Below are 13,951 nucleotides of genomic sequence, written 5' to 3'. Positions count from 1 at the left end.
CCGCCGGCGTCGCGCGGGCGGCGCGGGCCGGCTCAGCAACACGCGGTCACACACCGTCGGTTAACCATAGTGGGTCCTTATCGGCTTCCGTCGGATCGGGGGCCGTGCCGCTCCGGCGAACGGAGACCCCGATGGGCCTTTACACCGCGCTCTCGAACTCGATTTCCGGCGCCTCGGCGCAGTCGCTGGCCCTGAACAACATCTCGGGGAACATCGCCAACACCCAGACGGTGGGCTTCAAGTCCACCGAGACGCGGTTCGCCGACATGCTGGCCGAGACCCGGGACGGCACGCAGCTGACCGGCGGCGTGCTGCCGAGCACGCGCAACAGCCTCAACATCCAGGGCACGATGCAGTCGACCGGTGTGGCGACCAACCTCGCGATCTCGGGCAACGGCTACTTCGTCGTCAAGAAGAACACCGGGACGCCGGACAGCCCGGCCTTCGCCGGCGATACCGGCTACACGCGGCGCGGCGACTTCGCGCCGGACGCCAGCGGCTACCTCTCCAATGGCGCGGGCTACTACCTGTTCGCCGGCCCCTCGGCGACGACCCCCGTCCAGGTTCCGACCGGGGCGAGCACCCTGGCGAGCCTCGCGGTCTCGCCCGCCGGCACCCTCACGGGCACGGCCGCGGACGGCAGCACCCTGGCCCTCGGCACGCTGCAGCTGGCGCAGTTCGGCATGCAGGACAACCTCGCCTCGCTCGATGGCGGCACCTACGTGGCCACCGGCCAGTCCGGTACGCCGAGCTACGGCCTCAACGGCGCGACCATCACGGCCGGCTCGGTGGAGCAGTCGAATGCCGGGATCTCGGATCAGTTCTCGAAGATGATCGAGACCCAGCAGGCCTACACGGCCAACACCAAGGTCATGAGCACCACCGACCAGATGCTGCAGGACGCCATCGCGATGTACACCTGAGGCGGCCCCGTCAGAGGAACTTCAGCGGGTCCTTCTCGGGTGGCGGCGGTGCCACGTCGGCGCGGTTCCACCAGCCGCCGCCGAGGGCCACGAACAGCGCGGCGGTGTCGGCGTACTGGGTGGCGCGCGCCGCCGCCGAGGTCACCAGCGCCGAGAGGTAGCCCTGCTGGGCGATCAGCACCTGCGAGGAGGTGATCGCCCCGGCCGTGTACTGCTTGCGGATCAGCGCGAGGCTCTGGTTCGTGGCACTCACCGCTGCGTCGGCGGCGGCCACGGCCTTGGCGTCGGCCTGGAGCGCGCGCAGCGCATCCGCGACGTTCTGGAAGGCGGTGATCACCGTCGCCTTGTACTGCGCCTGCGCCTCCGTCAGCGATTCCTCGGCGGCCCGCTGGCGCCGGAACAGGGTGCCGGCATCGAAGATCGGCGCCGTCGCCTGCCCGATGATCGTGAAGAACGCCGCCCCCGGATTGGCGATCTGGGCGATCCGCGTGGCGCTGGAGCCGCCCGTGGCGGTCAGGCTGAACTGCGGCAGGCGGTTCGCCACCGCGACGCCGACATTGGCGCTCGCCTGCTGCACCAGGGCCTCCGCCGCCTTCACGTCGGGGCGCTGCTGCACGAGCCGCGAGGGCAGGCTCACCGGGAGCCGGGTCGGCAGGCGCAGGGCGGCGAGGTCGAAGGTCTCGGAGACCTCGTCGGAGGGCAGGCGCCCCGCCAGGGCGGTCAGCAGGTTGCGCTGCTGGGCGAGCGCCTTCTCCAGCGGCGGCAGGAGCTGCTGTGACAGCGCCAGCGCGGCCTGCTGCTGCACCACGTCGGCCCCGGCGATCTGACCCAGCGAGAGCTGCTTGTTGTAGAGCTGCAGGACCTCGGTCTGCGCCTGGATCACCTTGCGGGTCGCGTCGATCTGCGCCCGCAGGGACGCTTCCTGGATCGCGGCGGCGACGACGTTGGCGGTCAGGCTCAGGTAGGCCGCCTCCAGCTGGAAGCGCTGGTTCTCGGTGGTGGCCTCCAGCGACTCGATCTGCCGGCGATTCCCGCCGAACACGTCGGGATTGTACGAGACCACCGCCTGCGGCGTGGACAGGCTGTAGAGGTACCGGCTCTGATTGTTGAGGGGCGATTGCAGGTCGAGGCCGGGCGCCAGCGCCCCCTGGACCTGTGGCGTCGCGGTCAGGCTCGGGTAGAGGGTGCCCTTCTGGGCCAGCACGTTCTGCTGCGCCACCCGCAGGGAGGCCTGCGCGGCCTCCAGCGTCGGGTTGTTGGCGAGCGCCTGCTCGACGACGCGGTTCAGGGCCTTCGAGTGGAACAGCCTCCACCACTCGCCCGGGATGTCGGCGCCGGACACGAAGCTCTGGTCGGCCGAGCCGCCCTGCCGGGTCCGGATGTTGTCGGCCGCGGAGGGATTCTGCAGCGGTTCTTTGGTGTAGCGGCCGACCGGCGGAGCCTCGGGCGCCACGAAGTTCGGGCCGACCGCGCAGGCCGACAGGCCCAGGGAGGCCGCCAGCCACGCGGTCGCCCGTCCGCACCGTCTCGGCGCAAAGCTCACCATCCCGCCCCCGAAAACCTCACCTCGGTAGAGCGGCGCGACCCGCTGCCAAGTCAATCCGACCGTCCCCGGGCGGCGCGCGCGGCGCGGCCGTTGTGGCCCCCCTGCAACGGGCCGCGCGCCGGCCCGCGGGGTCGTGAGCCGGCTCACGCGGCGGCCCGGTGCGCGGGCCGCGCCCGGGCGTCCGGGTTCGGGCGGCGGCGGGAGAACAGTGAGATCAGCACCGGGACGATCACGAGGATCAGGTTCGGCGCCAGGATGATGCCGCCCACAACCACGAGCGCCAGCGGCTTCTGCACCTGCGAGCCGATGCCGGTGGAGACGGCGGCCGGCAGCAGGCCGACGCAGGCCGCCACGCAGGTCATCATCACCGGGCGCATGCGCACCACGGCGGCGTGCCAGACCGCCTCCTGCCGCCTCCAGCCCTCGTCGAGCAGCTGGTTGTAGTAGGCGAGCAGGATCACGCCCTCCATGGTCGAGATCCCGAACAGCGCGATGAAGCCGATCGCCGCCGAGATCGAGAACGGCGTGCCGGTCAGCGCCAGGGCGAAGATGCCGCCGATCATCGCCATCGGGATGACCGACAGGGTCAGCAGCATGTCGGCCACCGACGAGAAATTGATGTAGAGGAGCAGGGCGATCAGCAGCAGCGTGATCGGCACCACGAGGCTCAGCCGGGCGGCCGCCTCCTTCAGGTTGGTGAACTGCCCGACCCATTCCAGCCGGTAGCCCGGCGGGAGGTCGACCGCGTCGGCGACCTTTCGCTGGGCCTCGAGCACGGCGCTGCCGAGGTCGCGGCCGCGCACCGAGAACTTCACCGGGATGTAGCGCTGCTGGTCCTCGCGGTAGATGAACGAGGCGCCGGAGACGAGGTCGACGTCGGCGATCTCGGAGAGCGGCACCTGGATCACGCCGCCGTTGGGGTTCTGGGCGCCGACCGCGATGTTGCGGATGCCGGCGAGCGAGGAGCGGTACTCCTTGGCGAGCCGCACCCGCATCGGGAAGTGGCGGTCGGAGCCGTACTCGTAGAGGTCGCCCGCGGTCTGGCCGCCGATCGCCGCCTGGATCGTGGTGTTCACGTCGCCGATCGAGAGGCCGTAGCGGGCGGCCTTGTGGCGGTCGACGTCGATCCGCACCGTCGGCTGGCCGAGGGATTCGAACACCGACAGGTCGGTGACGCCCGGGACGGTGGCGAGCGCGGCCTTGACGGCGTTGGCGGTCTTGGTGAGCTGCGCGAGGTCGTTGCCGTAGATCTTGACCGAGTTCTCGCCCTTCACGCCCGACGCGGCCTCCTGGACGTTGTCCTCGATATACTGTGAGAAGTTGAACTCGATACCGGGGAATTCTGCCTCCAGCTTCTTGCTGAGGTCCTGGATCAGGGTCTCCTTGTCGAGGCCCTTGCGCCACTGGTCGATCGGCTTGAGCGGCGCCAGGATCTCGACGTTGAAGAAGCCGGTGGCGTCGGTGCCGTCGTTCGGGCGGCCCTGGTGCGACAGGACGGTGGTGACCTCCGGAACCTCCTGGAAGATCTTGCGCATGCGCTGGACGTAGCCGTTGCCGGCCTCCAGCGAGATCGAGGACGGCATCGTGCCGCGCACGTAGAGGTTGCCCTCCTCGAGACGCGGCAGGAACTCGAGGCCGAGATTGCGGGCCGTGAGGCCCGAGACCAGCAGCACCGCCAGCATCACGGCGACCGCCAGGATCCGGTTGCGCAGGCCGAAGCGCAGGGCCGCCTCGTGGCCGACGCGCAGCACCCGCACGATCAGGGTGTCGCGCTCCTCGAGCTTCTTCGGCAGCATCAGGGCCGAGAGCGCGGGCGAGACGGTGAAGGTCGCGAGCAGGCCGCCGAGCAGCGCGTACGCGTAGGTCTTGGCCATCGGGCCGAAGATGTGGCCCTCGACGCCGGTCATCGTGAACAGCGGCAGGAAGCCGACGATGATGATCGTCGCCGAGAAGAAGATCGCCCGGTTCACCTCGCGCCCGGCGATCGCGATCGTGCCGAGCCGCCCGGTGAGGCCGTCGGGCGGATCCTCGCCCTTCACGTGATCGGGCTCGGCGATGTGGCGGAAGACGTTCTCCACCATGATCACGGTCGCGTCGACGATCAGGCCGAAATCGATCGCGCCGAGCGACAGCAGGTTGGCCGAGTCGCCGCGCACCACCAGGATCAGGATCGCGAAGCCGAGCGCGAACGGGATCGTGGCCGCCACGATGATCGCGCTCGTGAGCGAGCCGAGGAACAGCCACTGCACCACGAACACCAGCACCACGCCGAAGACGAGGTTGTGCATCACCGTGTGGGTGGTGGTGTGGATCAGGCCCGAGCGGTCGTAGATCCGCTCGATCTTCACGTCGGGCGGCAGGATCGTGGAGCTGTTGATCTTGTCGATCTCGGCCTCGACCCGCTCCAGCGTCGGCAGGCTCTTGCCGCCGCGGGTCATGAGCACGATGCCCTCGACGATGTCGGGCTGGTTGTCGTGCCCGACGATGCCGAGGCGCGGGGCGTTCGATACGCGCACCTCCGCCACGTCCCGCACGAGCACCGGGGTGCCGTTGACGAGGCTGATCATCGTGTCGCGAATGTCGTCCATGTCGCGGATCAGGCCGATGCCGCGCACCACCGCCGATTGCTGCCCGACGTTCAGCGTCTGGCCGCCGACGTTGATCGAGGCGTTGTTCAGCGCGTTGGTCAGCTGCACCAGGGTCAGGCCCTGGGCCTGGAGGCGGTTCAGGTCGACCGCGACCTCGTACTCCTTGGCCTTGCCGCCGAAGGCCGTGACGTCGACGACGCCGGGGATCGCCTTGAACCGGCGCTGCAGCACCCAGTCCTGCAGGGTCTTCATGTCCATCGGCGAGTAGCCCGCCGGGCCGACGAGCTTGTAGCGCATGATCTCGCCCACAGGGCTCGTCGGCGAGATCTGCGGCGTGGCGCCGTTGGGCAGGGTCGGCGCCTGCGACAGGCGGTTGAGCACCCGCTGCAGCGCCTGCTCGTACGTGTACTCGTAGTTAAACTGGACCTTCACGTCCGAGAGGCCGAACAGCGAGATCGTCCGGACCACCTGGGCGTTCGGGATGCCGGCGAGCGCCACCTCCAGGGGGATGGTGATGTAGCGCTCGATCTCGTCGGCCGACTGGCCCGGATTCTGGGTGATCACGTCGACGAGCGGCGGGACCGGATCGGGGTAGGCCTCGATGTTGAGCTGCGTGTAGGCGCCGTAGCCGACGCCGAGCATCACGACGAACAGCAGCACCACCAGCACGCGCTGGCGCAGCGAGAAGGCGATCAGGGCGTTCATCGGATCCCCGCTCAGGACGCCTTGTCGCCGGTGGCCGCCCGGTCGATGAACAGGGCCCCGCGGGTGACGACCTGCTCGCCCGCGCTCAGGCCCTGGACGACCTGGGCGTTGTCGCCGTTGATCAGGCCGAGCTTGATGTCGCGCGCCTCCACGGCGCCGTCGGGCCGCGCCACCCAGACGTGGGTGCGGTCGCCCTCGTACACGATGGCGGCCACCGGCACGCTCGGGCTCGGCTCACCCTTGCCGGTGATGATCGTGTAGGTGGCGAACATCTCCGGGCGCAGTACGCGGTCCGGGTTGTCGACCTCGCTGCGCACCGCGAGGCGCCGCGTCGCGGGGTCGAGGCTGGAGGCCATGTAGTTCACCCGGGCCTTGAACACCCGCGCGCCGAAGCCCGCCACCTTCGCCTCGACCTCCTGGCCGATGCGGATCTTGGGGATCTCGCTCTCGCGGACGTTGGCCACGAGCCAGACCGTCGACAGGTCGCCGATCACGAAGACCGGGTCGCTGGAGGCCGAGAGGTACTGCCCGATGCCGACCTTGCGCTGGACGATCGTGCCGGCGATCGGCGCCCGGATCTGCGTCTCGGCGCTCATCGTGCCGTTCTTCTCGAAGGCGGCGATCTCGGCGTCCGTCTTGCCGAGCAGGCGCAGGCGGCTCCGCACCGCGTCGAGGGCGCCCTCGGCGGTCTTCAGGTCGCTCTGGGCGGCGATGACGTCGTTCTGGGCCGACTGGTAGTCCTTCAGCGCCGTCGCGCGGGCCTGGAACAGCTCCTGCTGGCGCTGCGCGATGGTCTGGTCGAGCTTCAGGAGCGCCTGCTGCTTCTGGAGGTTGTTCACGGCCGCCTGATAGTCGTTCTGCGCCTGGACCATGTCGGTGGCCTCGAGCGTCAGCAGCACGTCGCCGGCCTTCACGTCGTCGCCGGCGCGGACCAGGACCTTCGTCACCCGGCCGGCATAGGGCGAGACCACCGGGACGTTGTCGTCCTCGTTGAGGGCGATCCGTCCCTCGGCCGAGCCCTCGGGCCGGAACACGAGGTTGGCGACCGGCAGGATCTCGAAGGCGGCCCGCTGCTCCTTGGAGGGCCGGAACACCCGCTCCACCGGGCCGGCCTTATCCACATCGATGCCCGGGTCGGGGTTGCCCGGGGCGAACAGCCCGGTCACGGCCGCGACGAGGTGCGCGGCGGCCTCGCGGGTCCGGTCGGGAAACGCGATGGTGGCGCCCAGGGCGGCCGCGAGCAGGACGGCGGCGATCAGCAGGCCGGGCCACCGGCGCCCGCGCGCGGGGACGGCGACGGCCTCGTCCTGGTCCAGCGGATTTCGGGCGTCCATGCGGATGATCTTCTAGGTCCGGGCCGAGAGTCCGGGCTGGGTGACGAGAGTACGATACGTGCCCGGACGACGCCTACATCAATGCGGTCGCTGGTGCTTTTCTATGGCGCGCCGCGGGAAGATTCGGGCGGTACGGCGTGCCTAGAGCAAAGCTTGTCCGACAGGCAATCGATCCGGCGCCCCGGTCGCGAAACCGTGTGGCCCCGTCTTCCTTTGACGGGATTTGTTACAATATGACAACGCTCGCGGGTCCAGGCCCGCGCGATCCCGCACCCGTCACCGAAGAAGCCGTCATGTCCGATACGAGCAACGCTTCCGCCCCGGCCGCTCCCGGTTCCGCCGCCGGCAAGATCCCGGTCACCGTGCTCACCGGCTACCTCGGCGCGGGCAAGACCACGCTCCTCAACCGGATCCTCACCGAGAACCACGGCAAGCGCTACGCCGTGATCGTCAACGAGTTCGGCGAGATCGGCATCGACAACGACCTCGTCGTCGGCGCGGACGAGGAGGTGTTCGAGATGAACAACGGCTGCGTCTGCTGCACGGTGCGCGGCGACCTGATCCGGATCATGGACGGGCTGGTGAAGCGCCGGGGCAAGTTCGACGCGATCATCGTCGAGACGACCGGCCTCGCCGACCCGGCCCCCGTGGCACAGACCTTCTTCGTCGACCAGGATGTCGGCGAGGCCGCCCGCCTCGACGCCGTGGTGACGGTGGCCGACGCCAAGTGGCTGTCCGACCGCCTGAAGGACGCGCCGGAGGCGAAGAACCAGATCGCCTTCGCGGACGTGATCCTGCTCAACAAGAGCGACCTCGTCTCCCCGGCCGACCTCGACCGCGTCGAGGCCGAGATCCGCACGATCAACCCGCTGGCCAAGCTCCACCGCACGCAGAACTGCGCCGTGCCCCTCGACGCGGTCCTCGAGCGCAACGCCTTCGACCTCGACCGCATCCTCGACGTCGAGCCCGACTTCCTCGAGGCGGGGCACCACCACCATCACGATTCCGACATCCGCTCGATCTCGGCCAAGATCGAGGGCGCGGTCGACCCGGACAAGTTCATGCCGTGGATCTCGAACCTCACCCAGTCGCAGGGTCCGGACATCCTGCGGTGCAAGGGAATCGTGGCCTTCCCCGACGAGCCGAAGCGCTTCGTCTTCCAGGGCGTGCACATGATCCTCGACGGCGACGTGCAGGGCGACTGGGGCAAGGACGAGGAGCGGGTCTCGCGGGTGGTGTTCATCGGCCGCAACCTCGATCCGGCGGCGATCAAGGAGGGCTTCGAGGCCTGCCGCGCCTGAATGGGCGCCGCCTCCCCGGCGCCCCGCGCCGGGAAGGCGATTCTCAACGTTTCCGTGGCATCACGGACGGCGCGGGCCCGCGTAACCGGCCCGCGGAGCCCGCGTATCCATGGCCCACACCGCAGCGCCCGCAGGCCCGGTCCCGTCCGGGTCGGCGGGCGGAATCCCGCTCATCGCGGCCGTCGAGGGGCTGGGCAAGGCGCTGTTCGCGGCGTTCGTCTTCTTCGCCTGCTTCGCCTTCTCGGAGACCTCGCCCTACGACGCGGTCGCGATCCCCACGATCCTGCTCTGGCTCTGCCTCGGCGTCCGGCTGCACCGCGGGGCGGTGCCCCTGGTGGCGCTCCTGCTCCTCTACCTCGCGGGCATCGTCACCGCGCTGCTGCCCTACCTGAACGAGGAGTTCCCGGTCACCTGGACGGTGCAGCTGGTCTATCTCTCGATCACCTGCATCTTCTTCGCCATGTTCTTCGCGGACGACACGCACGCCCGGATGGAGCTGGCGCTCAAGGCCTACACGGCGAGCTGCGTGTTCTCGGCGGCGCTGGGCATCGTCGGCTACCTGCAATGGCTCGGGATCGAGGACCTGTTCTACAAGTACGACCGGGCCTCGGGCACGTTCCAGGACCCGAACGTCTTCGGCTCGTTCCTGACGCTCGGCGCGCTCTACCTGATGCACGGCCTGCTCACCGGCGGTACGCGCCGGCCGCTCGTGTCCCTCGCCGGCCTATTGATCATCGTGGCCGGGATCTTCCTGTCGTTCTCGCGCGGGTCCTGGGGCGGAAGTGCCGTCGCGGTGCTGCTGATGGTGGGATCGGTCTACGCCGGCAGCGACTCCCCGCGCCTGCGCCGCCGCATCGTGCTCCTGACCCTGGCGACCGTCGTCCTCGGCACCGTCGCGGTGATCGGGCTGCTCTCGGTCGACCACGTCCACAAGATGTTCGAGACCCGGGCGGCCCTGACCCAGGATTACGACCAGGGCGAGACCGGCCGCTTCGGCAACCAGATCCGCGGCTTCGCCATGCTGCTGGAGCGGCCGTTCGGGATGGGGCCGATGCACTGGCGGCTGATCTTCGGGCTCGAACCGCACAATTCCTACATCGGCTCCTTCGCCAACGGCGGCTGGCTCGGCGGGGCCGTGTTCATCGGCCTCGTGGTGGCGACCGGCCTCGTCGGCTTCCGGCTCCTGGCGCGGCCGTCGCCGGTCCGGGCCCACGCCCAGATCGTCTGGCCGGCGCTGCTGATGTTCTTCCTGCAGGCCGTCCAGATCGACATCGAGAAGTGGCGCCACGTCTACATGATGCTGGGCATGGTCTGGGCGCTGGAGGCCGCGCGGTTGCGCATGGGCACGCGGCCGCAGGCGGGCGCGCTTGAAACGCGGCGCTAGGCGCGGCATCGCTCGGTCGCGGCCGATCGGCACCCGGAGACGGTACGTGAGCACACAGCCGGACAACGAGCGCGACCGGCTCGCGGCCCTCGAGGCCCTGGCGATCCTCGGGACACCGCCGGAACCGCATTTCGAGGCCGTCTGTCGGACCGCCCGGCGCCTGTTCGGCGTGCGCAGCGCGTTCGTGGCCTTCCTGGGCGACACGCACCAGTGGCTTAAGACGCCCTGTGCCGGGGTGCCGACCACGATGCGGCGGGACGAGAGCTTCTGCCAGCACACGATCCGCAGCGACGCCCTCGTGGTCGTCCCCGACGCGCGGCTCGACGCGCGCTTCCGCGACCTGCCCGTGGCCGCCGCGCCGGATGGGATCCGGTTCTACGCGGGCATCGCCCTGAGCCTCCAGCCGGGCCTGCCGGTCGGAACACTCTGCCTCGCCGATCCCGAGCCCCGCTCCGACTTCTCGCCCGAGGACGCGGCCGCCTTCCGCGACCTCGCCGAAATCGTCGTGGCGCATCTGCGCCTCACGGAGGCCAACGCGCGGCGCGACCGGGAGATCGCGCAGGCGGCGATCCGCGAGGCGCTGATCCGCGAGCAGCACCGGGAGATCAATGCCCGGGCCCGCGCCCAGGAGGCGGCGAACCACCAGCTCACGATGGCCGAGCAGCTCGCCAGCGTCGGGAACTGGCGCGTGGAGCTCGCGGACGGGCAGCCGGTCTGGTCGGCGAGCCTCTACGCCATCGCGGGCCGCGACCCGGCGACGCCGCCGCCGCATCTCGACGCCTTCGCGCAGATCTACCACCCCGACGACCGCGCCCGGCTCGAGGCGATCGTCGCCGACGCGATCGCCCGCGGGGTCCGGTTCGATTTCGAGGCCCGGCTGCTGCGGCCGGACGGCGCGCTGCGCGACGTGGTCGTGCGCGGCATGGCCCGGGGGGAGGGGGCGGGCGCCGGCCTGTTCGGCGTCCTGATCGACGTGACCGAGCGCCGGCGCGCCGAGGACGAGGTTCGCCGCAGCGAGCTGCGCTACCGGGGCCTCGCCGAGGCGCTGCCGCTCCTGGTCTGGACCATGCGGGTCGGGGACGGTCAGGCGACCTACGCCAACGCGCAGTTCCAGTCCTATTACGGGCCGATCGGGCCCGAGCGCGCGGAGCGCCTCGTCCGGAACCACCCCGAGGATGCCGCCGCCATGGAGGCGGCCTGGATCCGGGCGGTCGAGACCGGCACGGGCTACAGCGGCCAGTGGCGGATCCGGCGCCAGGACGGCGTCTACCGGTGGCACAAGCTCTCGCTGATCCCGATCCGCCTCGACCCGGCAGACGGCGCGGTGGCGGAGTGGCTCGGGACCGCCCTCGACGTCGACGACATCGTCACGGCGCGGCTCGCCGTCGAGGAGGCGAGCGGCCTGCTCGACATCGCCCTCGACGCCGCGGAGGCCGGCACCTGGGACTGGGACATGCGCACGGGGCTCGCCGTCCTCAGCCCGGAGAGCGCGCGGATGCACGGCCTGCCGGAGACCGGCGGCGCCCACACGATCTCGGCCTCAGCGTGGACGGCGCTGATCGATCCGGACGACGTCTCCGATGTCTGGAACGAGATCCGGCGGGCGGTCGAGTCCGGCACCCCCTACGCGGCCGAGTTCCGGGTCGGCGCGCGCTGGCTCTACGCGCGGGGCCGGACGCTCGGCGGCGCCGACGGGCAGCCCCAGCGGATTGTCGGCCTCCACCTCGACATCACCGAGCGCAAGGCGGTCGAGGCGGCCCTGCGCACCGCCACGCGCGACGCCGAGGCGGCCCGCACCGAGGCGGAGCGCGCGAGCGCGGCCAAGAGCGAGTTCCTGGCCGCCATGAGCCACGAGATCCGCACCCCGCTGAACGGCATCCTGGGCTATGCCGAGCTGCTCCTCGACGGCGACGCGATCCAGAACGAGGACCGGCGGCGCCTCGAGCTGATCCAGAGTTCCGGCGCGGCCCTGCTCACGGTCGTCAACGACATCCTCGACTTCTCGAAGATCGAGGCCGGCGAGCTGACCCTCGACCCGGTCACCTTTCCGCTGGCGTCGACCGTCGACAGCACGGTCTCGATCGTGCGGGGCAGCGCGCTCCGCAGCGGACTCGCCATCGAGGCCCGGATCGACCCGGCCCTGCCGACTTTCGTGGTCGGCGATGCCGGGCGCCTGCGGCAGGTGCTGCTCAATCTGCTGAACAACGCCGTGAAGTTCACGCCCGAGGGCTCGGTGACGGTGACCGTCGAGCGAGAGGGCGACGGCGTCGCCCCCGACGGCCACCCCGGCGACGCGGTCCGGTTCTCCGTGGTCGATACCGGCATCGGCATCGCGCCGGCGCAGCAGGATCGGCTGTTCAAGCGGTTCAGCCAGGTCGACGGCTCGATCAGCCGGCGCTTCGGCGGCACCGGCCTCGGGCTGGCGATCTCCCGGCACCTCGTGTCGCTGATGGGCGGCGAGATCGGGGTCGAGAGCCGCGAGGGGGCGGGCTCGACCTTCTGGTTCCGGCTGGTGCTGCCCCGCGGCGAGCGGGACACCGCGGCCCCGGGCGCCGCGGCCGACGCGGGTGGGCCGTCGCGGCCGCCCCCGGCCGCGGCTCCGGCGGCCGGCGAGGTCCCGGGCGCGCCGCTGCGGCTGCTCCTCGTCGAGGACGTGCCGCTCAACCAGGAACTCGCCTGCGCGGTGCTCGAATCCCAGGGCTACGCGGTGGACGTGGCCGGGGACGGCGCCGAGGCGATCACGGCGGTCGGGTCGTCCGTCGCGGCCGGCCGGGCCTACGATCTCGTGCTGATGGACGTCCAGATGCCCCGCGTCGACGGGCTCACGGCCACGCGCCGCATCCGCGCCCTCGCGCCGCCCGCCTGCGACATCCCGATCGTCGCCATGACCGCCAACGTCCTGCCGTCGCAGATCGAGGAGCTGCGCGAGGCCGGGATGGACGACCATGTGGGCAAGCCGTTCCGGCGGGCCGACCTCTTCGCCACGATCAGCCGCTGGACGGCGCCGGGCGCGCGGCGGCCGGCGCGGGCCGAGGTGCCGCGCCGCCTGCCGCAGGTCGATTCGGCCGTGCTCGACGCGGCGGTCCTGACCGAGATGGAGGCGAGCTTCGGCACCGATCGCGTCGGGGCGCTGCTCGATCTCCTGGCGAACGAGCTGTCCGAGCGGTTCCGGCCGAGCGAGACCGACCGCCTGCAGATCGCCCACGACGCGCACGCCCTGGTGGCGGCGGCCGGGCTGCTGGGCTTCGTCGGCCTGTCGAGCCTGTGCCGGGAGGTCGAGGCCGCCGCCCACGCGGGCGCCGACCTGATGCCGCTGATCCGGCGCCTGGAGATCCAGCGGGCGACCGCGCTCCGCGCCATCCGGCAGCTGCGCGCGGCGTGAGTCCGCGCGCGGTATCGAGGACCCTTCCCGTCATCGCGGGCGGAGCGAAGTGACCCAGGGTCGGCGCGCCGCCGGTGAGCGCCGCGCTGCCCTGGATCGCCTACTCCGCTCGCAGAGACGGCGGCCCCGGAGCCGTCAGTCGGGAAGAGAGTCCCCCGGCTCCTCCGGCAGCGGGTCGCCGGTCCAGGTCGTCGCGAAGGCGGCGAGCTCCCGCGCGTCGGCGAAGGCCGCCACGGTGACCTCGCGCGCGGCCGGCTCCGCCCCCGGATAGGGGGCGAGCAGGACGCGCACCCGGGCGAGCCGGCCGCTCGGCGCCTTCTCGGCGATCCAGGCCTGCGCCTCCGGCGTGAACCGCTCCGGACCGTCCAGGGCCCGGGCGTCGGTCCGCAGCACGACCACGTAGGTGCCGAGGCTCGGATCGGCCTCCTGCACCGCCTTGACGATGTCGATCACGGGTTTTCCGCGAAGTCGTTGATCTGCACCTGGGCCTGCGCCGCGGTGAAGTTCGGGATGTCGGCGAAGATCTCCTCGCCGTGGGCGGCGACGGCCTTCTTGAAGGCGTCGACCGACTCGAAGGTCAGGAGGGCCATCACCTGGAACGGGGCGGCGCCGCCGTCCGGCGTGCCGGCGCCCTTGACGACCTTCGCGTCGTGGAGGCCGAGGGACGACCAGCGCTCGCGCACCAGCGGCATGTGGTGGCCGAGGTAGTAGCCCATGTCGAAGCTCGGGCCGGCCGGGTACATCACGCTTACCAGGATCATGGCGGTTCCTTCCTGTGTCGCGCCCGG

The 13,951-nt window shown here is 71.0% G+C and carries 9 protein-coding genes; 4 read left to right on the top strand and 5 right to left on the bottom strand.

What is annotated here, in order from left to right; genetic code table 11:
- The first annotated feature begins 131 nt into the window (after positions 1–131).
- Entirely contained in the window at positions 132–923 is a 792-nt protein-coding gene (locus tag ACLBX8_RS17245; protein ID WP_056525841.1) for a flagellar hook basal-body protein, read from the top strand.
- Between the two features lie 10 nt (positions 924–933).
- Here the strand turns inward: ACLBX8_RS17245 and ACLBX8_RS17240 are convergent, their stop codons facing one another.
- The 3 genes from ACLBX8_RS17240 to ACLBX8_RS17230 form a co-directional block, all read right to left on the bottom strand.
- Positions 934–2,469 carry an efflux transporter outer membrane subunit gene (locus ACLBX8_RS17240; RefSeq protein ID WP_331297820.1) on the bottom strand — a complete coding sequence of 512 codons (1,536 nt, stop codon included), beginning with the start codon at positions 2,467–2,469 and terminating at the stop codon, positions 934–936.
- A 143-nt stretch (positions 2,470–2,612) separates the two neighbouring features.
- Complete coding sequence (locus ACLBX8_RS17235; RefSeq protein ID WP_447699472.1) at positions 2,613–5,762, bottom strand: efflux RND transporter permease subunit; 3,150 nt, start codon at positions 5,760–5,762, stop codon at positions 2,613–2,615.
- Between the two features lie 11 nt (positions 5,763–5,773).
- Entirely contained in the window at positions 5,774–7,096 is a 1,323-nt protein-coding gene (locus tag ACLBX8_RS17230; RefSeq protein ID WP_447699471.1) for an efflux RND transporter periplasmic adaptor subunit, read from the bottom strand.
- A gap of 293 nt (positions 7,097–7,389) precedes the next feature.
- Here ACLBX8_RS17230 and ACLBX8_RS17225 point away from each other — a divergent pair, with 293 nt between their 5' ends.
- The 3 genes from ACLBX8_RS17225 to ACLBX8_RS17215 all read left to right on the top strand — a co-directional run bounded on the left by ACLBX8_RS17225 (position 7,390) and on the right by ACLBX8_RS17215 (position 13,163).
- Positions 7,390–8,397, top strand: a complete 1,008-nt coding sequence (locus ACLBX8_RS17225) for a CobW family GTP-binding protein (protein ID WP_427508632.1) — start codon at positions 7,390–7,392, stop codon at positions 8,395–8,397.
- 109 nt (positions 8,398–8,506) lie between these two features.
- The gene (locus ACLBX8_RS17220; RefSeq protein WP_447699470.1) at positions 8,507–9,781 is read left to right on the top strand and encodes an O-antigen ligase family protein; all 1,275 of its coding nucleotides are present in this window, start codon (positions 8,507–8,509) and stop codon (positions 9,779–9,781) included.
- 46 nt (positions 9,782–9,827) lie between these two features.
- Entirely contained in the window at positions 9,828–13,163 is a 3,336-nt protein-coding gene (locus tag ACLBX8_RS17215) for an ATP-binding protein (RefSeq protein WP_447699469.1), read from the top strand.
- 135 nt (positions 13,164–13,298) lie between these two features.
- On the opposite strand, the gene ACLBX8_RS17210 is transcribed toward ACLBX8_RS17215, so the two are convergent.
- Positions 13,299–13,616: a hypothetical protein gene (locus ACLBX8_RS17210; protein WP_020092669.1), complete on the bottom strand. Its 318-nt coding sequence runs from the start codon at positions 13,614–13,616 to the stop codon at positions 13,299–13,301.
- Positions 13,613–13,924, bottom strand: coding sequence for an EthD family reductase (locus ACLBX8_RS17205; RefSeq protein WP_020092668.1), 312 nt, complete (start codon positions 13,922–13,924; stop codon positions 13,613–13,615). Before ACLBX8_RS17205 ends, ACLBX8_RS17210 begins: the two co-directional genes overlap by 4 nt.
- Positions 13,925–13,951 lie beyond the last annotated feature (27 nt).

The sequence above is a fragment of the Methylobacterium sp. D48H genome (genome assembly GCF_053345715.1).
Note: the sequence above shows the minus strand (reverse complement) of the source record. Positions and strands in the feature narration are given on the sequence as shown.